Source organism: Actinomyces massiliensis 4401292 (assembly GCF_000269805.1).
GTDB lineage: Bacteria > Actinomycetota > Actinomycetes > Actinomycetales > Actinomycetaceae > Actinomyces > Actinomyces massiliensis.
Map to the genome: position 1 here is coordinate 58,166 of NZ_JH711482.1, position 22,764 is coordinate 80,929.

General features: G+C 69.4%; 19 protein-coding genes. 7 read left to right on the plus strand and 12 right to left on the minus strand.

Annotated elements, in window-relative coordinates; genetic code table 11:
• Positions 1–122: 122 nt before the first annotated feature.
• The 4 genes from W5W_RS0108705 to W5W_RS0108720 form a co-directional block, all read right to left on the minus strand.
• Positions 123–824 carry a type II toxin-antitoxin system PemK/MazF family toxin gene (locus tag W5W_RS0108705; RefSeq protein WP_029574200.1) on the minus strand — a complete coding sequence of 234 codons (702 nt, stop codon included), beginning with the start codon at positions 822–824 and terminating at the stop codon, positions 123–125.
• 144 nt (positions 825–968) lie between these two features.
• On the minus strand, positions 969–1,838 hold the full coding sequence (locus W5W_RS0108710; protein WP_029574201.1) for an ABC transporter permease: 870 nt from the start codon (positions 1,836–1,838) through the stop codon (positions 969–971).
• 5 nt (positions 1,839–1,843) lie between these two features.
• Positions 1,844–2,650 (minus strand): ABC transporter permease, encoded by an 807-nt coding sequence (locus W5W_RS0108715; protein ID WP_017195127.1) that lies wholly within the window; start codon positions 2,648–2,650, stop codon positions 1,844–1,846.
• A gap of 11 nt (positions 2,651–2,661) precedes the next feature.
• A complete protein-coding gene (locus tag W5W_RS0108720; protein WP_017195128.1) occupies positions 2,662–3,771 on the minus strand; it encodes an ABC transporter ATP-binding protein in 1,110 nt (369 codons plus the stop codon).
• Positions 3,772–3,914: 143 nt separating this feature from the next.
• Here W5W_RS0108720 and W5W_RS0108725 point away from each other — a divergent pair, with 143 nt between their 5' ends.
• Complete coding sequence (locus W5W_RS0108725) at positions 3,915–5,390, plus strand: sensor histidine kinase (protein ID WP_017195129.1); 1,476 nt, start codon at positions 3,915–3,917, stop codon at positions 5,388–5,390.
• Complete coding sequence (locus W5W_RS0108730; RefSeq protein WP_017195130.1) at positions 5,383–6,099, plus strand: response regulator; 717 nt, start codon at positions 5,383–5,385, stop codon at positions 6,097–6,099. The genes W5W_RS0108725 and W5W_RS0108730 overlap by 8 nt, the downstream gene beginning before the upstream one ends.
• Before the next feature lie 76 nt (positions 6,100–6,175).
• Here W5W_RS0108730 and trpA read toward each other — a convergent pair whose 3' ends face one another.
• From trpA to W5W_RS0108770, 8 genes are all read right to left on the minus strand, one after another.
• A complete protein-coding gene (gene trpA / locus W5W_RS0108735; protein WP_017195131.1) occupies positions 6,176–7,039 on the minus strand; it encodes a tryptophan synthase subunit alpha in 864 nt (287 codons plus the stop codon).
• Position 7,040: 1 nt separating this feature from the next.
• Positions 7,041–9,347: a tryptophan synthase subunit beta gene (trpB, locus tag W5W_RS0108740; RefSeq protein WP_017195132.1), complete on the minus strand. Its 2,307-nt coding sequence runs from the start codon at positions 9,345–9,347 to the stop codon at positions 7,041–7,043.
• A complete protein-coding gene (gene trpD / locus W5W_RS14845; protein WP_017195133.1) occupies positions 9,344–10,564 on the minus strand; it encodes an anthranilate phosphoribosyltransferase in 1,221 nt (406 codons plus the stop codon). The genes trpB (W5W_RS0108740) and trpD overlap by 4 nt, the downstream gene beginning before the upstream one ends.
• Positions 10,565–10,638: 74 nt before the next feature.
• The gene (locus W5W_RS0108750) at positions 10,639–11,283 is read right to left on the minus strand and encodes an anthranilate synthase component II (protein WP_008729652.1); all 645 of its coding nucleotides are present in this window, start codon (positions 11,281–11,283) and stop codon (positions 10,639–10,641) included.
• Position 11,284: 1 nt separating this feature from the next.
• Positions 11,285–13,087 (minus strand): anthranilate synthase component 1, encoded by a 1,803-nt coding sequence (locus W5W_RS0108755; protein ID WP_029574204.1) that lies wholly within the window; start codon positions 13,085–13,087, stop codon positions 11,285–11,287.
• Positions 13,088–13,377: 290 nt separating this feature from the next.
• Positions 13,378–13,878 (minus strand): DedA family protein, encoded by a 501-nt coding sequence (locus tag W5W_RS0108760; protein WP_029574205.1) that lies wholly within the window; start codon positions 13,876–13,878, stop codon positions 13,378–13,380.
• Between the two features lie 82 nt (positions 13,879–13,960).
• Positions 13,961–15,307, minus strand: coding sequence for a tryptophan synthase subunit beta (gene trpB, locus W5W_RS0108765; protein ID WP_008729624.1), 1,347 nt, complete (start codon positions 15,305–15,307; stop codon positions 13,961–13,963).
• Between the two features lie 93 nt (positions 15,308–15,400).
• Positions 15,401–16,216 (minus strand): hypothetical protein, encoded by an 816-nt coding sequence (locus W5W_RS0108770; protein WP_008729654.1) that lies wholly within the window; start codon positions 16,214–16,216, stop codon positions 15,401–15,403.
• A gap of 213 nt (positions 16,217–16,429) precedes the next feature.
• Here W5W_RS0108770 and lepA point away from each other — a divergent pair, with 213 nt between their 5' ends.
• The 5 genes from lepA (at position 16,430) to hemW (ending at position 22,748) form a co-directional block, all read left to right on the plus strand.
• Positions 16,430–18,310: a translation elongation factor 4 gene (gene lepA, locus W5W_RS0108775; protein ID WP_017195136.1), complete on the plus strand. Its 1,881-nt coding sequence runs from the start codon at positions 16,430–16,432 to the stop codon at positions 18,308–18,310.
• A 100-nt stretch (positions 18,311–18,410) separates the two neighbouring features.
• Positions 18,411–19,253, plus strand: a complete 843-nt coding sequence (locus W5W_RS0108780; RefSeq protein WP_050980391.1) for an MOSC domain-containing protein — start codon at positions 18,411–18,413, stop codon at positions 19,251–19,253.
• Positions 19,254–19,271: 18 nt separating this feature from the next.
• The gene (gene trmB / locus W5W_RS0108785; RefSeq protein WP_017195138.1) at positions 19,272–20,225 is read left to right on the plus strand and encodes a tRNA (guanosine(46)-N7)-methyltransferase TrmB; all 954 of its coding nucleotides are present in this window, start codon (positions 19,272–19,274) and stop codon (positions 20,223–20,225) included.
• Between the two features lie 72 nt (positions 20,226–20,297).
• Positions 20,298–21,341, plus strand: coding sequence for a multifunctional transcriptional regulator/nicotinamide-nucleotide adenylyltransferase/ribosylnicotinamide kinase NadR (gene nadR / locus W5W_RS0108790; protein ID WP_017195139.1), 1,044 nt, complete (start codon positions 20,298–20,300; stop codon positions 21,339–21,341).
• An 81-nt stretch (positions 21,342–21,422) separates the two neighbouring features.
• Positions 21,423–22,748, plus strand: coding sequence for a radical SAM family heme chaperone HemW (gene hemW / locus W5W_RS0108795; RefSeq protein ID WP_029574207.1), 1,326 nt, complete (start codon positions 21,423–21,425; stop codon positions 22,746–22,748).
• Positions 22,749–22,764 lie beyond the last annotated feature (16 nt).

Genomic DNA, 22,764 nt, shown 5'->3' on the forward strand with positions numbered 1-22,764 from the left:
ACGTGAACGTGAGGTTTGTCGCGGATCGCTGGACGACTCCTCGCCTCACCTGACCGGAATCCGCGATCGAGGTTGTCTCGGTTGTCTCGCACGCGGCCGCTCGTGAGGAGGATCTTACTGCCCTACCCCCAATGAGCGCGCAGGGCCGCGACGACTCCGTCGAAGACGCCACGGCTCATGGTGGCCCCCTCGCGACGCACCGCGGAGGGCTCGACCACCAGCAGACGGTCCAGGCGCACTTCGCTGGGCCGTCCCCGGGAGTCCCAGTCCCCAGTGCCGACATCGTGCCAGTAGCGTCCCCACCGGGCCTCCTGGGCGGCGTCGCGATCATGGTCCTTGCTCGTCATCTGCGCCACGACCAGCCGCTCACCGGACGCGGACTCAGCCTGACGGGCGAGCACGAGGACCGGTCGATCCTTGCCCTGGGACGCATCCTCTTCGTAAGGCACCCAGGTCCACACGACCTCACCGGGGTCGGGCTCGCCATCGGGATCGGGGGAGTAGGCGAAGTCGGGCAGGCCCAGGGCGCCGACGTCGTAGACGCTCGCCTCGGACGGGGCCTGAACCGACGGCGATCCATCGCCCGAGCGCGAGTCGTGCCGCCGGCCCGGGTGCTGCGATGACGATCGTGATGGCGCGGGGTGGGCGGTTCGCTCCGAGGAAGAGGCAGAACCCTGATGGCCGGTCGGCTCGACGTCCTGCGCCGCCTCCGTGACAGTGCTGCGCCGCTGCAGCTCTCCCTTGACGGCGTCGGTTACCGCGCTCTTGGCGGCGGGTCCGAAGATGCTGAAGATGCTGAGGATCCGGCTGAGGAGGGAGGCCATGGCCAGCACCATAGACGATCTGCCGACCTGTTGACGCCGCCGGGGCTCATCTGCACCTGGGCGGCGCTCCGCGGAGTCTTGGGGTCCTTCGGGGACCGCCGCCGAGCGCAGGGCGAGTCGGGCGGGTCGGCTACCGGCTATCGGCTACCGGGCCCCGCCGGTGCGCCGTGCCACGGTGATCAGCAGCCCCCAGCACACGAGCGCCGAGAGGGCCGTTCCCGCCAGCAGGGTCGCCACGCCGCCGACATCCATGGCAGCGGAGCCGCTCACGGCCGTGCTGCCCAGGGTGAGCGCCCGAGTCACCAGCGCCTGTGGCCACACGTTGGCGACCCAACTGCCGTTCATGACCAGCGCCATGCTCACCACCAGGCCGGGGACGCACACGGCCACCGGTGCCGCGAAGGATCGCATCCGCATGCTCAGCAGGGACTGCACGGCGATCAGGGGCTGTGCCGCGAGGATACTGAGCAGGCACTCGGCCACGAAGGCCGCCGGCGGGGCGGCGCCCAGACCGAGGCCCGCTCCGACCGCCCAGGTCAGGAGCATGACGACCATCTGCATAGCGGCTGCGGGCGCCGTCATGACCAGGGTCTTGGCGGCGGCGATAGCAACCGGGCTGTGCTCGGTGGTGCGCATCGTGTTCCAACTCGTGCCGCGGTGCTCGGGACGCCACGACGCTGCGGCCAACAGGGCGAGGCCCAGGGAGCAGAAGAACATTCCGTAGAAGATGAAGACCTGGGAGGTCAGGCTGTCCCAGCCGTGGGACAACTGTGACCGATTCATCATGTAGTTGACCGATCCGGATACGACCGCCAGGACGGGCAGGATGAGGGCGACCACCCACACCGATGAGCGTCGCAACTTGAGAGCCTCGACCGCGATGAGCGCAGTGAAACCAGTGAAGGCAGTATGCCGGGGTCTTCCGGCCGGTTCGGTGCGGAACCGGTGAGAATCGGGGACACGGGTCGCAGATGCAGGATTCATAGGAGCCACAGGAGTCATATCAGTAGTCATGGGAATCACCTCTCGATCCGGTCGAGCCGCCGAGTTGCCGCGATGAACAGGACGGCGGCCAGGATCAGGAAGGCGACCACCCATCCCAGAGGAGGCATGGTGTGTTGGGCGTATTGGGTGTTCGTGTCAACCCGGGCGCAGGAGATGACCGCGTAGTAGCCCCAAGGTGCCAGGCGGGCGACCCAGGCGGGCGCCAGCAGCATGTAGACGGCGACGAAAGAGCCGAGCAGACCGACTCCGACCCCGATGAGCTGGTTCTCCTTGACCGCCGCCAGCCACACGTGGAAGGCGCACAGGGCCAGGTCGACGGCGATCAGCCCAGCGGTGTACAGCGCCCACGGGCCGGGACTGAGCGGGACGGCGACTCCCGCCAGGCGCGCCGAGCCGACCAGGGCCAGGCTCTGGCAGGTGATGGCGGGCGCGATTACCAGACTCAGGGCCACCACCTTGGCCCGGCACAGCGCTCCCGGGGTGCGCCCGGCGGTGGCGAAGAGCGTCCATCCCGCCCCGGAGTGCTCGATGTCGGTCTGGCGGCTGGCGAGGACCGCGGCCAGGATCGGCCCGGTGATCGCGGACATGAGGGTGTAGTTCAGGAGCAGCTCCTCCCAGATACGGGAGTCGGGGGAGGAGAAGCCCGCGCGCGCGGATGCGGAGAACAGGTTCGCCGCCGACAGGGCGACCGTGGCGGCTGCGAGCGCCGCGGCCACCGGCACGGTGCGCAGGCGCCGCATCTTGCTCAGTTCGAGTCCGATGGAGGCGCGCCGCGGGCGGTGCCCGAGGACAGGCGCGGCGGCGTTCGTCCCGGTGCTCATTCCGATACTCATCACAGCACTCCCGCCCCACCGGTCAGATCCATGAAGATGTCCTCCAGGCTCTGGGATTCCCGACGCACCTCATGGACTGTTACTCCAGCGCTCACAAGGCGGCGGATGAGCTCGGCCGCGCCGTCGGGGCTCAATCCCGGCACGCGCACGCCCTGGCGGATGCGCGTGGCGGCGCCCGGTCCGCTCGCGGGCACGAGCCCTCCCAGGATCTCGATGCTCAGCACCGCCTGGGGCGTGGGGGTCACCACCAGCATGTCGGGCACGGAGCGCTCCATGAGCTCGGCCCGCGTGCCCTGGAAGACCAGGCGTCCGGCGGACAGGATGCCGAGCATGTCGGCCATGCGGTCGATCTCGTCGAGCAGGTGGCTGGAGACCATGACCGTCACGCCCTGGGCGGCGAGCTCGACGAGCAGGCGGCGGATCTCCTCGATACCGGCGGGGTCCAAGCCGTTGGTCGGCTCGTCCAGGACGAGCAGCTCGGGCTCCCGTGCCAGAGCCATGGCAATGCCCAGGCGCTGCTTCATCCCCAGGGAGTAGGTGCGCACGAGCCGGTCCTGGTGCTCTCTCAGACGCACCAGGGCCAGCGCGCGGTCGACCTGCCTATCGGACAGGCCCAGCATCTTCTGCACAATCCGCATGTTCTCCGCGCCCGTGAGGTGCCCGTAGCCGGGAGGCTGCTCGATCATGGAGCCGGTGCGCGACATCAGGGCGCCACGGCTGCGGCGCTCCAGAGGGGTGCCGAACAGGGCGATGTCGCCGCTGGTGGGGGCCAGGAGGCCCAGCAGCATCTTCATGGTCGTCGATTTGCCCGAGCCGTTGGGGCCGAGGAAGCCGTAGACGGCGCCGCGGGGCACGACCAGGTTGAGCGAGTCGACGACGGTACGGGTGCCGCGGCGGTCGCTGAAGGTCTTGGTCAGGCCGCTGGTGGTGACGATGGTGGGACCGGATACCGAGGGCGACGAGGATGAGGATGCTGTGAACGGCGCCGCTGCGTAAGTCGGGTGTGCCGGAGACGTCACGGATGGTGCGGAAGGCCCGGAGGGCACGGATGACGCGGAGGACGGGGCCTGAGGCGATGCGTGAGGTGGTTCAAGGCGGGTGGTGCTCATGACGCAAGCCTCATCAGGATCGGGCGCCGGGGCGTCAGGCCGCGGCCTGATCTCTGCACGCCCTGACGGCGCCGTCCTCATACCTGGGTATGACGTACCGGCCATCCAGCCGCCGATACGGTCTGGCTATGAGCAGGCCGGCCATGACACGCACCGTCGGGCGATTCGGGCGGCTGCCCGACGGCTGGGATCGGCCCGACATGGCGGACGTCCTTCTCGCCGTCCTCTTGGGGTTCTTCTCCATGGCGAATCCGCTCGGCACGTCGAGACTCAGCGGGTTCGAAGGGGCCGACGGGTCCGCGGCAATAGTCGTCTTCTACGGCATCACCGTCGTGTGCTGCACGGCGATTGCGCTGCGGCGCCTGCATCCGCTCGCCCCCACCTACTCCGTCTGCGTCATCGGAGCGGCGCTGACCGTCCACCTGGCTGTCTTCGCCGATGCATCGGTCCTGGCGCTCGTATCCTGCCTGCTCGCCGCCGAGACTACGCAGAGCCGCATGCGCCGGCCCTGGAACCTCGTCCTGCTCGCCCTGATCTATGCCGGCCTGGTGCCGGCCGCGTGCCGTGCCGGCGAGACCATTGATCCTCAGGCGACAGGGGGTTCCGTCAACCGTCTGATCATCCCGATCGTCACCGGGTGGGCGCTGGTCTCGGTGACGGCGCTCGTCGGCGCCTCGCGGCGCCGGGCGCGCGAGCGCGTCGAGCGGGCCTTGGAACGGGCTGAGATCCTCCGGGCGCAGCAGGACACTGAGCGCCGGCTGGCCGTGGTGCAGGAGCGCCAGCGCATCGCCCGCGACGTCCACGACCTGGTGGGACACTCCCTGTCGGTCATCGGCATGCAGGCCGCCGGGGCCCGGGCGGTCCTGGCTTCCGATCCTGGCGCTGCCGACGCCGCACTCGCGGTCATCGGGGAGATCAGCCGCCGGGCTGTGGATGAGGTGCGCGCCCTGGTCGACGTCCTGCGGACCGATGAGGATCCTCCGCCCGCCGTCGAGGACACCAAGGGCATCGAGGGCATTGAGGGCATTGAGGACGTCGACAGGACGACGGTCGCGGTTCGCCCGGGCGCGATGCCGGCGGGTAGAGATGCTGAAGCGGTCCTCGCGCCTGTCGGCGAGGCCTCGCCCGGGCTGGAGGAGGTGCCCGTCCTGATCGCCCGCGCCCGACGAGCCGGCCTGCCGGTGAGCCTGTCGCTGTCGCAGACGGGCGACGTCGCCCCCGAGGTGGGTCGGGCCGTCTACCGCGGCGTGCAGGAGGCCCTGACCAACGTCATGCGGCACGCCGCCGGCGCCCCTACCACCGTTGCGCTGACCGTGGGCGACGCTCTCGAGGCCGTTGTCACCAATGAGAAGAACGAAGAGAGCTATTCGGATGGTGCTGTTGGTGCTGTTGGTGCTGCCGATGCAGCCTCGCCCGGGGCCGGGCTTCATGGGGACGGCGAGGAGCCTGCGGACACGCACCGCGGGGGCCGCGAGGGTCGTGAAGGCACGGGCCTGGCCTCCATGGAGGAACGGCTCGCCGATGTCGGCGGGAGCTTGGAGGTCGGCCCTACGGCCAAGGGCGGATGGCGGGTGCGCATGAGCGTGCCGGCGGCCGCTGCGAGTAGAGGGGATGCGTGAGCATATGAGCGTGATCCGCATCGGCCTGACCGATGACGAGCCGCTGCTGACCGCGGGGCTGGCCATGCTCCTGGGTGCCCAGGCCGACATGGAGGTGGTTTGGCAGGCCACCGATGGATACGAGGCCCTGCGGCGGACGCAGAGCGACCCTGTGGACGTGCTGCTCCTGGACATCCAGATGCCCGGCCTGGACGGCCTGGCCACTACGCGCCGTCTGGTTGAGGCTGGAGCTCAGGGCCGTATCGTCATCCTGACCACCTTCGACACTGACGGCTACGTACTGGGCGCTATCGAGGCCGGGGCCGCCGGTTTCCTGCTCAAGAACACCCCGCCTCCCCGACTCATCGAGGCGGTGCGTACCGTGCACGCCGGGGATTCGGTCATCTCGCCCGGACCGACTCGCCGGCTGCTGACCGCCATGCGCTCGGGTCGCATCGGAGGGAATCGCGAGGTGGGCGCGGCACGGGCTGCCGGTGCCGCGCCGCTGCCAGTGGACCTGACCGGGCGCGAGCAGGAGGTGCTGCGGCTGGTCGCCGCGGGCCTGACCAACCAGGAGATCTGCGACCGGCTGTGGTTGAGCATGCCGACGGTCAAGACCCATGTCTCCCACCTGCTGTCCAAGACCGGTTCGCGCGACCGCGTACAGCTCGTCCTGGTGGCCCTGCGCACCGGTGCGGTGACGCTCGACGACGTCCTGACCCGCCCCTGACGCCGAGATCGGTCGAGTTCCGCCGCGAGATCGGTCGTTCTCCGCGCCGAGATCGGTTCGGGCGCGACGTGGCGTCCTACTGGCCGGCCGGGCGGATGGCCGCGGCCTTCATCGCGGCGACGAAATCGCGCAGTTCCCCTGTCAGCGCCTCCAGCTCGGCGTCGTGCTCGGGCGAGTCGGGTCTGGCGGTGAGCAGCACCGGGGCGTGCGCCTCGACGATCTTCACGGTCGCCGAGCCGCTGATCGCCCCGTCCGCACCGGCCGCGATCGCCTCGGCGACCTGCTCGGGCCTCGAGATGCCGAAGCCCAGCATGACCGGGGCCGCGGCGTCGGCGCGCAGCCGGGTCACCGATTCGGTCAGGCCGACGGTGGAGGACGCCTGCTCGGTGCCCGTCACGCCGACGCGCGAGACGGCGTAGACATAGCCACGCGAGGAGGCGGCCACCGCGTCCAGTGTCTGGTCAGACGACGACGGCGGGGCGATGTAGACCGCGTCGATCCCGGCCGCCTCGGCGGCGGCGGAGAAGGCGGGCGACTCGCGCACCGGCACGTCGGGCAGCAGCACCGAGTCGATGCCCGCGTCCGCGCACCGGGTGTAGAACTCCGCCAGCCCCACGGCGAAGGGCACATTGCCGTAGATGAGCATGCCGATGGGAAGCCCGGGGTGGCGTTCCCGCACTCGGGAGACCACCTCCAGGCAGGCGGAGAAGTCCGCGCCCGCTTCAAGCGCCCGGATGTGGGCGCGCTGGATGGTGGGCCCGTCGGCCACCGGGTCGGAGAAGGGGATGCCCAGCTCCAGGGCGTCCGCGCCACCATTGATGAGTGCTTCAATGACCGCTTCGGAGATCGCCGGGGTGGGGTCGCCGACCATGACGAAGGGCACGAAGGCGCCCTGACCGGCGTCGGCCAGGCGCGCGAACATCTCGGGATAGCGGGACATCTCAGCCCTCCTGCTTCGTCATGGCCAGATACTCGGTGCGCTTGCCCATCTGCTCGACCATGGCCGCGGCCCGTGCCACCGCCGAGTCGGAGGAGAACGACCCGCCCAGCCGCATGCGGACCTGATCGAGGTCCTTATCGCCCCGCCCGGACAGGCACACGAGCAGGTGCGGCGCGGGCGCGTCCGACGGCGTGGCCCGGGCGATCTTGAGGGCCTGGGCCAGGGCGTGGGCGGACTCCAGGGCCGGAATGATCCCCTCCCAGCGGCTCAGCAGCTGGAAGGCCTCGACGGCCTCGTCATCGGTGATGCCCACGTAGCGGGCCCGCCCGGTGTCGGCCAGCCAGGCGTGCTCCGGCCCGACGCCGGGGTAGTCCAGGCCCGCGGACACCGAGAAGGACTCCTCGACCTGCCCCTCGGGAGTGCGCATGAGGTAGGAGCGCGCCCCGTGCAGAATGCCGACGGTGCCGTTGTTGATGGGCGCGCCGTTGCGGGGCGTGTCCAGGCCCTCTCCGGCGGGTTCGACGCCGATCAGGCCCACGCCGTCATCGTCGATGAATTCGCTGAACATGCCGATCGCATTGCTCCCGCCGCCCACGCAGGCGATGACCTCGTCCGGCAGGCGACCGGTCAGGTCGAGCATCTGGGCGCGCGCCTCGCGCGAGATGCACCGGTGGTACTCGTGGACGATGGTGGGGAAGGGGTGGGCGCCCGCGGCCGTGCCCAGCAGATAGTGGGTGGTGGCGAATGAGGCCGTCCAATCGCGCAGCGCCTCGTTGACGGCGTCCTTGAGGGTGCCCGCGCCGGAGGCCACGGGCACGACCCGCGCCCCCATGAGTTCCATGCGCTCAACATTGGGCGCCTGGCGCACGACGTCCGTGGCTCCCATGTAGATGGTGCACTCCAGCCCGAGCAGTGTGCAGACCATGGCGGTGGCGGTGCCGTGCTGTCCCGCCCCGGTCTCGGCGATGATGCGGGTCTTGCCCATGCGCTTGGCCAGGAGCGCCTGCCCCATCACCTGGTTGCCCTTATGAGCGCCGCCGTGCACGAGATCCTCGCGCTTGAGGAAGATGCGGGCATTCCCGTGACGAGGGAGGTTGTGCAGCTCGGTGACGGGGGTGGGCCGCCCCAGGTAGCGGGTGAGGAGCTCGTCCAGCTCGGCGGTGAAGGCTGGGTCGGCCTGCGCCTCGATGAAGGCGTCCTCGAGCTGGTCAAGGGCTGGCACCAGCAGCTCGGGCACGAACTGTCCGCCGTAGGCGCCGAAGTAGGCGGGAAGCCGAGGGTGGCTATGGCCGGCGTGCTCACGCGCCTCCCCTCCGTGCTCCGCTGCTGTTGAACCCGGCGCCGTCGGGGCGGAACTGCCCTCAGCAATGGGTACGTCCTCGTACTCGAGGTGCCGGGCGGTCCTGCTCCCGGCTCCTGCGGCCGGTGAGTCGGGCGAGCCATCGGGCGCGGGCACGGCAGTGGCGAGGCTCCGGGCGACCGCTGCGGGGTCCGGGGCGCTGGACAGCGCCGAGCCGACGAGCAGGGCGTCGATCAGCCCGGCCAGACGGCGCACGTCTCCAGCCGTCTCCACGCCCGACTCGCCCACCAGCACCACTCCGGGGGGAGCCAGGGGCGCGAACTCCTCAGTGCGAGCGATGTCGGTGGCCAGTGTGCGCAGGTCGCGGTTGTTGATGCCGATGACGGCGGCGCCCAGGCGGGCGGCCCGGTGCATCTCCTCATGGGTGGAGACCTCCGTGAGGACGTCCATGCCCAGTTGCTCGGCGAGTTCAGCCAACTCGGCGTAGACGTCGTCGGGAACCACCGACAGCATGAGCAGGATCGCATCCGCACCCAGTGAGCGGGCGGCGAGCACCTGGACGGGGTCGACGATGAAGTCCTTGCACAGCACCGGGACGTCCACCACGGCGCGCACCGCCGCCAGATCGTCGAAGGATCCGTTGAACCGGTCCGGTTCGGTCAGCACCGAGACGGCCGAGGCCCAGGGCGTGTAGGCCCGGGCCAGCGCTGCCGGGTCGTAGGCGGAGCGAAGCGTGCCGCGCGAGGGCGAGGCGGCCTTGCACTCCATGATGAGAGCCGGCTGGGGCGCGGCGCTCGCGCCGCTTCGGGTGCGCAGGGCTTCGGCGAGGGAGCGCTCCGAGGGGGGCAGGTCCGCCTGCCTCAGGTGGCCGAAGCGCTCCTGCATCTCCGGGATGCGCCGGCGGCGCGCCTCGACGATGGAGTCCAGGACCGTGCCTGACACGATCAGGCGCTCGTCGATCCTCCGGCGCTCGGGGCGCCCGTCCGCGGAGGTGCCGGGGCCGGTCATCGGACCTGCTCCTGCGCGCCGGCGGTGCTGTCGGTGCTGTCAGTGTTGATGGCCGCTCGACGAGCATCCGTGCTCGTCGCTGGGTCCTTGGTCACCGGTACCTCGGGCACCTTGGTCATCGCCTCCAGATGCTCGGCCACACGACCACTGGCCAGCTGCTCCAGAGCCATGCGAGTGCCGTCGGCCAGATTGTCGGCCGGTCCCGCCAAGTACAGCAGTCCGCCGGCGTTGACGGCGATCGCATCGCGGTGGGCGGGCTCGCCGCCCCCGGCGAAGACCTCTCGCAGCAGGCGGGCGTTCTCGGCCGGCTCCCCGCCGAGCACGTCGGACAGATCCCAGCGGCGGACTCCCAGCTCCTCGGGCGTGATCTCATAGGCCTTGACGCCCCGGGGAGTGGCCTCCCGCACCACCGTGGTTCCGTGCACGGCGATCTCGTCGGTGCCGGCGCCGTGGACGACGAGGGCGCGCTTGCGGTCCAGGCGCACCATGGCCTCGGCGATCATGTCCAGCATGGCGGGGTCCCACACCCCCATGAGCTGGTAGGTCAGGTGGGCGGGGTTGAGCAGGGGGCCCAGCACGTTGAAGATCGTGGGAGTGGCCAGCGCTCTGCGGATCGGCGCCACATGCTTCATGGCCGGGTGGTAGGCCTGGGCGAACAGGAAGGTGAAGTGGTCCCGGGCCAGGATCTCCACCGCCTCCTGCGGGCTCAGGTCCAGGGGCAGGCCGAGCGCGGCGATCACGTCGGCGGCGCCCGTTCTGGACGACACGGCTCGGTTGCCGTGCTTGGCCACCGAGATCCCCATGGAGGCCGCCACGATTCCGGCGCCGGTGGAGATATTGATGGTGCCGGTGCCGTCGCCCCCGGTTCCCACGACGTCCACCAGCGGAAAGGTCACCGCGGGAAAGGGGCGGGCGGCATGCCTGAAGGCGCTGGCCGCCCCGGCGACCTCGTCGGGGGTCTCCCCGCGCGAGTGCAGGGCTGCCAGCAGGGCGGCGGTTTCGGCCTCGGACAGGTCGCCCGCGCCCAGGGCGGCGAAGACGACGCCGGTCTCCTCCTGAGTCAGTCTCTCGCCTTGAATGACGGCGCGCAGCAGGCGGTGCGCGTCCTCGGTACCGGCCACCGGGGCCGTCGCACTGCTGTCAGTACTTCCGGTATGCCCGGTATGCCCGGTATGCCCAGTATGCATGGCGTTGTTCTCGGCGGGTGCGGGGGTCATGGTCTTTCTCCTCATGGCTTCAAGGCTGGTGTGATCCGTGATGATTCGCGGCGACGAGCGTTCAAGGCCGCGGCTCAGGTCGTTCGGGCGCGGGCGGCAGCGAGGTCGTCGGTGACGGCGCGCAGAATCCCCGGACCGTAGGGGGTGAGCACGGACTCGGGGTGGAACTGCATGCCGACCACCGGGGCCGTGGTGTGGCGGGCGGCCATGACGATGCCCGCCCCGTCCATCTCGATGGTGCGTGCCAGACAGGTGAGGGTCGGCGGGAGCTCGCGGGTGCCCAGGGAGTGGTAGCGGGCGACGTCCAGGGGCTCGCCCTGCAGAACGGCGAAGGCGGCATCGGCGCGCCCCGCCTCCGTGAGCGCCACGCGCACCGAGCGCCCGTGGACGGGGCCCACCCGGTCCACGTCGCCCCCGCAGGCCTCGACGATCGCCTGGAACCCCAGGCAGATGCCGAGGGTCGGGATGGAGTCGGCCAGGGCCGTGATGACCAGTTCCATGAGGCAGCCGCTGGTGCGCGGATGCCCGGGCCCGGGCGACAGGGCCAGTACCGGCCGCTCCCCGTGAGCGGATTCCTCACGGGTGGGCTCCAGGGCCTTCAGGACTCTGGCGGCGGGCACCGTGTTGCGGTAGACCTCAATGCCGGCACCGAGCACGGCGAACTGATCGACGAGGTTGTAGACGAAGGAGTCGCGGTTGTCGAGCAGGATGACGCGCATCTCAGGCCTCCCTACCAGCAGTGGGCACGGCCGCTCCGGCGATCTCGCCTCCGGCCGCCCCGGCGATCTCGGCGTCGATGACGAGTCGGGCGCCCTGGGAGGCGGCGATGGCGGTGAGCACCGCACTGGCCTTGTGAACGCTCTCGGCGGCCTCCATGGCGGGCACCGAGTCCGCGACGACACCGGCGCCGGCCTGCACGAGTGCCCGGCCCTCCGATACGAAGGCCGAGCGGATGACGATGCAGGTGTCGAGTTCGCCGTCTCCGCGGATGTACCCGACGCTCCCGCCGTAGGAGCCCCGCCGCACGCCCTCGGCGGTGCGGATGAGTTCGGCTGCGCGCAGCTTGGGGGCGCCGGTGAGAGTGCCCATGGTCATGGAGGCGCGGAAGGCGTCCAGCGCATCCAGGTCCGGGTCGAGCTGTCCGCTGACCTCGGAGACCAGATGCATGACACGACTGTAGCGGTCCACGCGCAGCAGGTCGCCGACCTTGCGAGTGCCGGGCACGCTCACCCGGGCGACGTCGTTGCGGGCCAGATCGACCAGCATGACGTGCTCTGCGACCTCCTTGGGATCCGTGCGCAGTTCCAGCTCCAGGCGGATGTCCCGCTCATGGTCGATGCCTCCGCCGGGCGCCAGGCCGCGCGGCCGAGTGCCCGCGATGGGACGGATGGCGACCTGTCCGGTGGCCGCCGAGTGCAGCAGGGCCGACTCGGGGGAGGCTCCCAGCAGCTCGAAGCCCGGGGCGCCGATGTAGAACATGTACGGGCTGGGGTTGGTCTCGCGCAGCTGGTGGTAGGCGGCCAGGGCATCGGGACAGGGGAGGACGAAGCCGCGGGAGGGCACGACCTGGTAGATCTCCCCGGCGGTGATCGCCTCCTTCATCTTCTCCACCGTGGCGGCGAAGCCGGCGTCGGAGACAGTGGGAGCGGCGTGCATGACGGCACCCGGAGCGCTCGCGGGCGCGCCGGCCGGCCGGTCGGAGTCGGTGGAGTCTCCGACGGCGGCAGCGTCGATGGCGGCGGCCAGTACGTCCATGCGAGAGGCGAGGTCCTCCGCATCAACGGAGGCCCCCACGAGGGTGGCCTCGCGCGTGGGGTGGTCGATGACCAGGATGATGCGCGCGTCGTAGAAGAGGTAGTCGGGGCAGGTGTTGGCCCCCATCGCCACATCCGGGAGGGTCTCGAAGGTGGCCAGGTAGTCGAAGGCGACGACGCCGGCCACCAGCGGCAGGTGGGGATGGTCCACCTGAGCGTTCGCCAGGATCTTGAGCGGCTCAATGGTGGAGCGGGCCGTCAGGCGCTCTCGTTCTTCCAGGGAGCGGTCGTCAGGAGCAGCGGGAATGCTCAACGTGAGGGCCGCCGGGGTGGTCGATGAGGCGGGGACGTCGCTGGTGATGCACTCGCTCAAGGCGGCGCGCAGGCGGGCCAGGGCGGCCTCGCCATCGGCGGCCGCCTGGGGGAGGGGCTCGATGGTCACGGTCTCCCCGGTGCAGGTCAGCCGGGTGGATGCCTCCAGGACGGCGATGGTGGTGCGCGAGGTCTTGGTGGCGATGTCGGCGCTCTCCAGCAGGACGGCGTCCAGGGGGCGCTGGGCGGAGGCGTGATCGGCGGTTGTGCGGATGAGGCCGTTGCGGGCGAGGCGCTCGAGCAGCAGCCCGCCGTCGCCGTGGTAGCCCACCGGGCGTGTCAGCACCGTAAGCCCTGTAAACCCAGTAGGCCCAGTAGGCCCAGTAGGCCCAGTAGGCCCTGTAGCCTCTGTAGGCTTTGCCGGTCCTGCCGGCTTCGTCGGTGGAGAGGATGTCATGGGGTGCCTTCCCGTTGGTGCCACCAGGACTCGCCTCCGAACACGCGAAGAGCCCGCCTGATGGCGAGCTCTGAGGATCGTGTTCCGCTCACGCGGCGCGGGTGGCTCGCCCATCGGGGAGCCACCACCACTGGGGGGTGCAGAACACTCTCAACACGGTCATGGTGTGGAGCGTAGAGCGCTGTGCTCCGGCGTCCAAAATCTGCTCTGGATGTGAGACGGCGCGACCCGCGTACTGATCGCGATGAATGAAATGAGGGAATTGAATGCCGTGCGCGGGGTTTGTCACGCTACCCGGAAGGGCTTGAAACCGTGCGACTCTTCGAACCGGGGTTCGCAGGCCTCCGGCGCCTGCGGTGCATCACCACCAGTGCCGTGACCACGGCGAGGAGCAGCAGTACAGGCGGCCAGTGCCCGCCCGTCTCCAACCAGGCCAGGATCACCGCCATCCCGATGGAGCCGTAGATCAGTGCCCATATGGCACTGCCCAATGCCACCGCCGGAAGGTAGCGGCGCAGGGGCATCCGCGTGACCCTGGCGGAGATCTGGACGAAGGTCTGCACGCCCACGGTCAGAAAGCTCAGCGGGACCGCCAGCACGCCCCAGCGTGCGGCCATGGCCTGGGCGCGCTGGTAGAGCGGAGAGTCCAGGAGCTTGGCGAAGCGCGACATGGAGGTACCGGCGGCGATGCCCCGGCCGATCCAGTACGCGCCATTGGAGCGAGTCATCGCCAAGCACCAGAAAGCGAGAAGGGTCCAGCCCAGGGGCAGATCGGAGAGTCGGTCCATCACGCCGCTCAGGTTAGCCTCACCTGGATCTCGCGTGAACTGATTTTCACGTGCATAAGGGAGGCCCCCTGGAGCGCGCAGGCCCTCAACTCAGGTGATCGCGCACCTCGTCCATGTCCTTGTCCCCGCGGCCCGACAGGTTGACCAGGATCAAGAGCTCCTTGTCACGGTCTGCATGGTCTGTATTGCCTGTGTTGCCTGCGTCGTTGCCGGCGCTCGCGTGCTCGCGCGCCATCTTCAGGGCCTGGGCGACGGCGTGGGAGGACTCCATGGCCGGGATGATGCCCTCGTGCCGGCTGAGCAGGCCGAAGGCCTCGACCGCCTCCTCATCCGTGACGCCCACGTAGGTCGCCCGGCCGGTGTCGGCCAGATGGGCGTGCTCGGGTCCCACCGAGGGGTAGTCCAGGCCGGCCGACACCGAGTGCGAGGGCAGGACCTCGCCGGTATCGGAGAGCATCACGTAGGAGCGGGTGCCGTGCAGGACTCCGGTGCGTCCCGCGCAGATGGGTGCGCCGTGGAAGGGCGTGTCCAGGCCTTTGCCGGCGGGTTCGACACCCACCAGGGCGACCGCGTCGTCGTCGATGTAGGAGGCGAAGGCGCCGATGGCGTTGGAGCCCCCGCCCACGCAGGCGACGACGGCGTCGGGCAGGCGGGAGAAGCGCTCACTGACCTGCCGGCGGGACTCCGCGGAGATCACGGCCTGGAAGTAGCGCACGAGCGTGGGGAAGGGGTGCGGGCCGGTGGCCGATCCCAGGACGTAGAAGGTGTCCTCAAGCTGGGTGCACCACTGCGACAGGGCCGCGTCCACAGCATCCTTGAGACCGGCGCTGCCCTGAGTCACGGGTGTGACGGTCGCGCCCATGAGCTCCATGCGCTCCACGTTGGGGCGCTGGCGGGCGACGTCGTGCGCGCCCATGTAGATGGTGCACTCCATGCCCATGAGCGCCGCCACCATGGCGGTCGCAGTGCCGTGCTGTCCTGCCCCGGTCTCGGCGATGAGGCGCTTCTTGCCCATGCGCTTGGCCAGAAGCGCCTGTCCCAGGGCGTTGTTGCCCTTGTGCGCGCCGCCGTGCACCAGGTCCTCGCGCTTGAGGACGATGCGGGCTCCGCCGTCCAGCGGCAAGTTACGGCACTCGTAGATGGGGGTAGGGCGGCCCAGGTAGGTGGCGCGCAGCTCATCCAATTCGGCAAGGAAAGTGGGGTCGGCGACGGCCCGGGTGAAGGCCTCTTCGAGTTCGTCGAGGGCCGGCAGGAGGAAGTCGGGGACCTCCTGGCCGCCGAAGCGTCCGAAGAAGGCTGGCAGGATCGTCTCGCGCGGCATGTCCTCGCCGGGGTTGGGCGCGGTGTAGCCGGGTGCGTCGGGTCCGAGCGGGCCGCTGGGGACGCGGTTGGCGGTGGGGGCGGAGCCGGGCGGTGTCGTCGTTGTCGTCACTCCCGGGACGGTAGGGACGGGTCGCTCCTGACGCAAGTCGCAGGCTGTGGTGCTGCGCTGTGGCAGGGCCGCAGACTCCCCGGCGGTGAGCGCTCAGGAGCCCATGGCGGCATTCAGGCCGGCCAGCCAGCGCTCGTACTCCGGGCCCGCCCAGCCCTGGCCCGCAGGGGCGGCGGGGTCGCGCTGGAACCTCGCCGGGTAGGAGCCGGGGCCCATTGCCAGGACCTCCTTGAGTCCGTCCGGCAGCGTGATGCGGAAGGACCACTCCGCGGTCTGGATGCGGTTGGCCACCTTGTTCGGCCTGCCCATGTTCTTGCCGGCGAAGCGCCCCTCGGCCTCCATGCGGGCCACCTGCAGGCCCAGCATCGGGGTGGAGAACCAGGAGAGGTTGATGGTGTGCTTCTTCTTGTGCACGTCCCTGACCACCACCGTGTGCTGGTGGGGCATGTAGTAATACTGGGGCATGTAGTAATACTGGGTGATCTCGTTGTGACGCAGTTGGGTCTCCCGGCCTCGCCAGTCGGTGAGGATCGTGACGTTCGGTCCGTCCACCAAGGAGCAGTTCCGGTAGCACTGCAGTACGTACAGGCCGACTGCCGCCGTCAACAGGCCGATGAGCACCATGCCGACCTTGGCGATGTTGTCCGGAATGAAGATGCCGATGAGCGCAAGGACGACGGCCGGTACCAGGAAGTAGGTGGACAGGCCCATGACCAGGCCCGACGGGCGCTGTCTGGCCACGTTCATGGTCTGGGCTGCCTGTGCTGGGCTCCCAGGGGTCCCAAGAGATGCGGGCTGGGTGATCCGGTCTGCCTCCACTCGCTTGGTCCTCTGCAAGAAGTACGTGACGAGGCCGCCGATGAGAGCAAGAATAACGAACATGACCATTTGGGCCAGGAAGGCGGTCACGGGGTCTCCTCAAAAGGGCGGGATAGCAGGCGCAGACGCGCGTATGCGGGGTAGCGAAAGCCGGAGCGCTGGAAAAATCTCGGTGCCATCGTCGGGTGCCGCGGGCGCCACGTCAAGCGGTCCCGGTCCCACGGGCTGGGGCGGGGAGCCGGCTTCGTGGGACACTTGCGCCCAGACCCACGCCCCTTGAGGAAGAGCCAGGAACCGATTCACGTGCCACCGATCCCCACGCCAGAGCAGATGAGCAGCATCCAGCCCGCGGCGACCGAGCAGGCGCGCCTGCGCAACTTCTGCATCATCGCGCACATCGACCACGGCAAGTCCACGCTGGCCGACCGCATGCTGCAGGCCACGGGAGTGGTCCAGCCCCGTGACATGCGCGCCCAGTACCTGGATCGCATGGACATCGAGCGCGAGCGCGGGATCACCATCAAGTCCCAGGCGGTGCGCATGCCCTGGGCGGTCGAGGACGCCGACGGCGAGCAGCGCGCCTACGCCCTCAACATGATCGACACCCCCGGGCACGTCGACTTCTCCTACGAGGTCAACCGCTCCCTGGCCGCCTGCGAGGGAGCGGTCCTCCTGGTCGATGCTGCGCAGGGCATCCAGGCCCAGACCCTGGCGAACCTCTACATGGCCATCGAGGGCGACCTGACCATCATCCCGGTCCTGAACAAGATCGACCTGCCCGCCGCCGAGCCGGAGAGGCACGCCGAGGAGATCGCCTCCCTCATCGGATGCGATGTCGAGGACATCCTGCACGTCTCGGGCAAGACGGGGCAGGGCGTGCCCGAGCTGCTGGATCGGATCGTCCAGACCGTTCCCGCCCCCAGCGGTGACCCGCAGGCCCCCGCCCGCGCCATGATCTTCGACTCGGTCTACGACACCTACCGCGGCGTGGTCACCTATGTGCGCGTCGTCGATGGTGCCCTCAAACCCCGCGAGCGCATCGAGATGCTGTCCACCAGGGCCGTTCACGACCTGCTGGAGATCGGCGTCATCAGCCCCGAGCCCTCGCCATCGAGCGGCCTGGGGGCGGGCGAGGTCGGCTACCTCATCACCGGGGTCAAGGATGTGCGTCAGTCCAAGGTCGGAGACACCGTCACCACGGCCTCCAAGCCGGCGGCCGAGCCGCTGGCCGGCTACCAGGACCCCAAACCCATGGTCTTCTCCGGCCTGTTCCCCGTGGACGGATCCGACTTCCCGGCCCTGCGCGACGCCCTGGACAAGCTCAAGCTCAACGACGCCGCCCTGACCTATGAGCCGGAGACCTCGGTGGCGCTCGGCTTCGGCTTCCGCTGCGGCTACCTGGGTCTGCTGCACCTGGAGATCATCCGCGAGCGCCTGCAGCGCGAATTCGACCTCGACATCATCTCCACCGCTCCGTCGGTGGTCTACGAGGTCACCCTGGAGGACCGCAGCGTGCACACGGTGACCAATCCGAGCGAGTTCCCCGAGGGCAAGGTCCTGGATGTGAGCGAACCAGTCGTACGGGCGACGATCCTGACCCCCTCCGAGTTCGTCGGCACGGTCATGGAGCTGTGCCAGTCGCGGCGCGGCAGCATGAAGGGGATGGACTACCTGTCCGAGACGCGCGTGGAGATGCACTACACACTGCCGCTGGCGGAGATCGTCTTCGACTTCTTCGACGCCCTGAAATCGCGAACCCGGGGCTACGCCTCCCTGGACTACGAGATGGACGGCGAGCAGAGCGCGAACCTGGTCAAGGTCGATATCCTCCTCAACGGGGACAAGGTCGACGCCTTCAGCGCCATTGTCCACAAGGACAGTGCCTACTCCTACGGCGTCATGATGACCAAGCGTCTGAAGGAGCTTATCCCGCGTCAGCAGTTCGAGGTGCCCGTGCAGGCCGCCATCGGCACGCGCATCATCGCCCGTGAGACCATCCGCGCTCTGCGCAAGGACATGCTGGCCAAGTGCTACGGCGGGGACATCTCCCGCAAGCGCAAGCTGCTGGAGAAGCAGAAGGAGGGCAAGAAGCGCATGAAGGCCATCGGTCGGGTGGATGTGCCCCAAGAGGCCTTCGTCGCAGCCCTCGGCGCCGACCAGCCCACCGGCAGAGACAAGAAGTGATATCAGGTGAGAGCGAGCCGGGCTGCCAGTGGGCATCCCGACTGCGGCGGACTGTGATCCTGCCAACGACCAGTGGAGCAGTGGATCTATGGAGGGAACCATGACCGACCAGCAGAGTGACGGCGTCCCGACCGCCTCCGGGAGCGTGGAGGCGGCGATGAGCGATGACGGTGCGAGCCTGGGTGGGCTTCCCCTCGCGCGGGACCTGAATCTGCCTCACGCCGGAGCGGATGGGCGGCACGCCGACGAGCCCTCGCCCTTCCGCGACGGCGACCTCGTCGGGACTCTCGGTCCGATCTGCGTGGTGGCGCGCATGCGCCCCGACGCCGGTGAGGCGGGCGAGTCCGCCATCTGCAAGGCGGCGGTCGACGGGCCGGTCGAGGTCACGCGTACAGGTCTGGCCGGTGACGCCCATGGTGACAGGGCCCATCACGGCGGCGAGCTCAAGGCCCTCTACGTCATGGACGCCGCTGAGCAGGCGCACTGGAGCCGGGTGCTCGGCGGGATCGAGCCCGGCCGGCTGGGGGAGAACATCCTGATCATCCCCGGTGAGCTCGGTGGCATCGACGACGTCGAGCTCGGCGCGATCCTGTCATTCGGCGATCCTGCGGATGATGGCGTGCGCGTGCGCGTGACCGGTGTGCGCAACCCCTGCCCGACCTTCGCCCGCGGAGTGGGCCGTGCCGACTGGGTGGAGGTCTTCTCGGCGCGGAATCGGGTCGGCGTCTATCTGTCGGTCCTGTCCGAGGGCGCGGTGCGCACTGGTGATGAGGTCCGGGTCGTCTCCTCCCCGGGGCACCGCGTGACCTGCACGCGCTGGTTCGCCCATCACGACCCGCGCGACGCCCAGGCGTTGCTGAACTCCGAGATCTTCGGCAACTGCGTCATCGCCCCTTACACGAAGAAGTACGTCCGAGCCGCGGCTCATGAACAGGTCGGCTAAGACTCGACAGGACGAACCATGCCCCAGAACCATCCCGCCCGATCCCACGCCATTCATTCCCGTGTGCGCTCCTTCTCCCGGGCCGGCGGGCGTTTGACCGATGGTCAGGCGCGCGCCCTGGCGGAGCACGGCGGCCGCTATATCGTGAGTGTCCCGCGCGCTGATGCCATTCGGACAGTGGCCGGCTCGTTCCGCCTGGATCCCGAGGCCGTCTTCGGCCATCCGGGTCAGCTGCGCCCGCTCGTCGTCGAGGTCGGATCCGGAGGCGGGGAGGCGATTCTGGCGCACGCTGCCGCCAACCCGGGCGTGGACCACCTGGCTGTTGAGGTGTGGGAGACCGCGATCGCCAAGATCGTGCGCGAGACGGCCAAGCGGAGGCTGCACAACGTGCGGATCGTGCCGGCCGACGCCGCCCAACTGTTCGCCACGGCTCTGCCGGTGGCCTCGGTGAGCGAGGTATGGGTCTTCTTCCCCGATCCTTGGCGCAAGCCCCGTCACCGCAAGCGGCGGCTGGTCAGTGCCGGCTTCGCCGATTCTGTGGCCCGGGTGCTGCGCCCCGGGGGCGCGTGGCGGCTGGCCACCGACTGGGCGGATTACGCCTGGCAGATGCGCGATGTCCTCGAAGCCGTGTCCGCTCTGCCCGTCGGCATGGAGCCGGACATGACTGAGCCTTACTTCCGCTATGACGATGCCGGTGCCCGCCCCGAGCTGGGGGCCGACTCTGCTGTGGAGGGGAGTCTCGGCAATGGACCGGATCCGGGATCTCCGGCGGGCGCGCGCGGGGGCTGGTCGGAGCGCTTCACCGGACGGGTGATGACCCGTTTTGAGGACAAGGGGGTGCAGGCGGGCCGCGTCATCCGGGATCTGTGCGCTGTGCGTACCGATATGCCGTGGCGTCCCGAGCTGCGCGAGCCGCTGCTTCAGGCCCTTCAGCGTGACGGCGCTGAGTGGAATGCACGTGATGGAGCTTGAGGAGAGGAACGTTCTGGATGATGAGCACCACGACTGAATGCGAGACCATGCCGGTCGCCGAGGAGGCGACGCATGCCTAGCATCGGCATCTTCGCGGATAGGTTCTCGCCGTTGCACTGCGGCCATATTGCGGCCATCGTGCGGGCGTCGGCCATGGTCGATGCCCTGCACGTCGTCGTGGCCACCGATGACGCCTGGGAGTGGGACCACCTCTACCGCAACGCGCGTCTGCACTTCTTCCCCTCCCGGTATCGAGAGCGGTGGCTGCGCGCCATCTTCCTGGATCACCCGCATGTGCAGATTCATGCTGTGCACCTGCCTTGCACAGGGGACGACGAGGCGGACCGGGCCGCGGGTGCAGAGGCGATCATGGAGAGGCTCGGTACATCGATCACGCATGTGTTCTTCTCCGGAACGGAGGACGATGCCGCTTTCGAAGAGCTCTATCCCGGTGCCGAGCGCGTGCTGATCCAGCCGGATCGCAGGCTCCATCCGGTCTCCTCGGCCCAGATCCGTGCCGAGGGAGCTCTGCGTCATTGGGAGATGATCCCCACGGTCGTGCGCGCCTTCCTGGTCAAGAAGGTCGTGCTGGTGGGTCCGGAGTCCACCGGAAAGACCGTGCTGGCTCGCAACCTGGCCATGTACTACAACACCGAGTACGTCGGTGAGTACAAGCGGACCCTCCTGGACCAGGTCGGGGACAATGACACTCTCCTCGAGGATTATCCGCGCATCGCCATGGCCCAGTATCTCGCGGTCTATGAGGCCAGGAAGCGCGCTCGCAAGGTGCTGTTCGTGGATACTGAGGCTCTGGTCACCCAGAACTACTCCCGGCTCTACGAGGGCTTCCACCAGCGCATCATCGACGAGATCGCCCGGCTGCAGGATTACGATCTCGTCCTTTACCTGACGCCTGATGTGCCGTGGGTGGATGACGGCACTCGCCTCTTCGGCGATGAGCGCGAGGATGCCGATGCGGGGCTGCGCGCTCTGCTGGAGTCGCATGGCGTCGAAGTCGTGGAGGTCAGTGGTGATTTCGCGCAGCGCCTGGACATAGCCGTGGGTGCGGTCGACCGGCTGCTAGCGGCTGAGAGCTCCGGAGCTTCAGCCCGGTGAGCGCCCGGTGAGCGCGGTGGCGCGCGCAGGTGCTGCGGGAGGTCGGGCCGGCAGTTCGACGCGGCCCGGGAGCGCAGCGCCGTGACTCCGGCACAGCCTGATGGGGGGCCTCTTCCGGGCATGGGGGAGTTGCCCGACGAGGTGCGGGCGGCCCCGCACGGCCTTCTCGCCGGAGCGGCTGACGGGACCGGTCGAACAGGCGCCCGCCCGTTCTCGGTGTACCTGCATGTGCCGTATTGCCGGGTGCGGTGCGGCTACTGCGACTTCAACACCTATACGAACCTCGCGATGGGGCAGGGGGCGTCGGCGTCGGACTATGCGAGCACGCTGGCCGGGGAGCTGTCCTTGGCTCGCGTCGCCATGGACCGGGCGGGATTGCCGCGCCGGGCTGCGCGGACCGTGTTCCTGGGCGGGGGGACTCCGACGATGCTGCCGGCCGGCGATCTGGCGCAGATGGTTGGGATGGTGCGCGAGACGTGGGGGCTGGCCGAGGGTGCGGAAGTGACGACGGAGGCGAACCCGGAGACTGTGGATGAGCGCTATCTGGCTACCCTGGTGGAGGCGGGATTCACGCGGGTGTCCTTCGGGATGCAGTCGGCGGTGCCGCATGTGCTGAAGGTGCTGGATCGCTCGCACCGGCCGGAGCGGGTGCCGCGGGTGGTCCGCTGGGCTCGCCGAGTCGGGTTGGCGACTTCACTGGACCTCATCTACGGGGCGCCGGGGGAGTCGATGGGGGACTGGCGGCGGAGCCTGGATGCGGCCATGGAGATGGGGCCGGACCATGTGAGCGCCTACGCGCTGGTGATCGAGGAGGGCACGAAGATGTGGGCGCAGGTTCGTCGCGGCGAGCTGCCCATGCCCGAGGACGATGACGAGGCCGAGAAGTACGAGATGACCGATGCTGCCCTGGCGGAGGCCGGATACCAGTGGTACGAGATCTCCAACTGGGCCAGACCCGGTTTCGAATGTCGGCATAATGAGGCGTACTGGCGCGATTGGGACTGGTGGGGTGCGGGTCCCGGTGCGCATTCGCATCTGGGCGATGTGCGCTTGTGGAATACCAAGCACCCGGTGGCGTGGGCTACTCAGGTGCGCGGCGGCCGGTTGCCGGTGGCCGGGCATGAGGTCATCGATGCGGAGGCCCGTGAGCTGGAGCGGGTGATGCTCGGGATTCGGCTGCGCGAAGGGCTTGATCTGGCGTCGTTGCCCCGGGCGGGAGACGACGACGGTGCGTACCGGACGGAGGCGGGTGAGCCGGGCTCGCCGTCGGAGCCGACGCCAGTGGTGGCCGAGCTCGTCGCGGATGGCCTGTTGGATGCGGGGGCTGCGACGGCCGGCCGTGCAGTGCTGACTCTGCGCGGCCGCCTCATGGCCGACGCCGTGACCCGGGCGCTCGCCGATGGTTGATGCTCTTGCGGGGCGG

Bases quoted from the DNA above. Each gene is read 5' to 3' on its own strand.
- W5W_RS0108705 (WP_029574200.1), bottom strand. From the start codon at position 824: ATGGCCTCCCTCCTCAGCCGGATCCTCAGCATCTTCAGCATCTTCGGA.
- W5W_RS0108710 (WP_029574201.1), bottom strand. From the start codon at position 1,838: ATGACTACTGATATGACTCCTGTGGCTCCTATGAATCCTGCATCTGCG.
- W5W_RS0108715 (WP_017195127.1), bottom strand. From the start codon at position 2,650: ATGAGCACCGGGACGAACGCCGCCGCGCCTGTCCTCGGGCACCGCCCG.
- W5W_RS0108720 (WP_017195128.1), bottom strand. From the start codon at position 3,771: ATGAGCACCACCCGCCTTGAACCACCTCACGCATCGCCTCAGGCCCCG.
- W5W_RS0108725 (WP_017195129.1), top strand. From the start codon at position 3,915: ATGACACGCACCGTCGGGCGATTCGGGCGGCTGCCCGACGGCTGGGAT.
- W5W_RS0108730 (WP_017195130.1), top strand. From the start codon at position 5,383: ATGCGTGAGCATATGAGCGTGATCCGCATCGGCCTGACCGATGACGAG.
- trpA (WP_017195131.1), bottom strand. From the start codon at position 7,039: ATGTCCCGCTATCCCGAGATGTTCGCGCGCCTGGCCGACGCCGGTCAG.
- trpB (WP_017195132.1), bottom strand. From the start codon at position 9,347: ATGACCGGCCCCGGCACCTCCGCGGACGGGCGCCCCGAGCGCCGGAGG.
- trpD (WP_017195133.1), bottom strand. From the start codon at position 10,564: ATGACCCCCGCACCCGCCGAGAACAACGCCATGCATACTGGGCATACC.
- W5W_RS0108750 (WP_008729652.1), bottom strand. From the start codon at position 11,283: ATGCGCGTCATCCTGCTCGACAACCGCGACTCCTTCGTCTACAACCTC.
- W5W_RS0108755 (WP_029574204.1), bottom strand. From the start codon at position 13,087: ATGACATCCTCTCCACCGACGAAGCCGGCAGGACCGGCAAAGCCTACA.
- W5W_RS0108780 (WP_050980391.1), top strand. From the start codon at position 18,411: ATGACCGACCAGCAGAGTGACGGCGTCCCGACCGCCTCCGGGAGCGTG.
- trmB (WP_017195138.1), top strand. From the start codon at position 19,272: ATGCCCCAGAACCATCCCGCCCGATCCCACGCCATTCATTCCCGTGTG.
- nadR (WP_017195139.1), top strand. From the start codon at position 20,298: ATGCCTAGCATCGGCATCTTCGCGGATAGGTTCTCGCCGTTGCACTGC.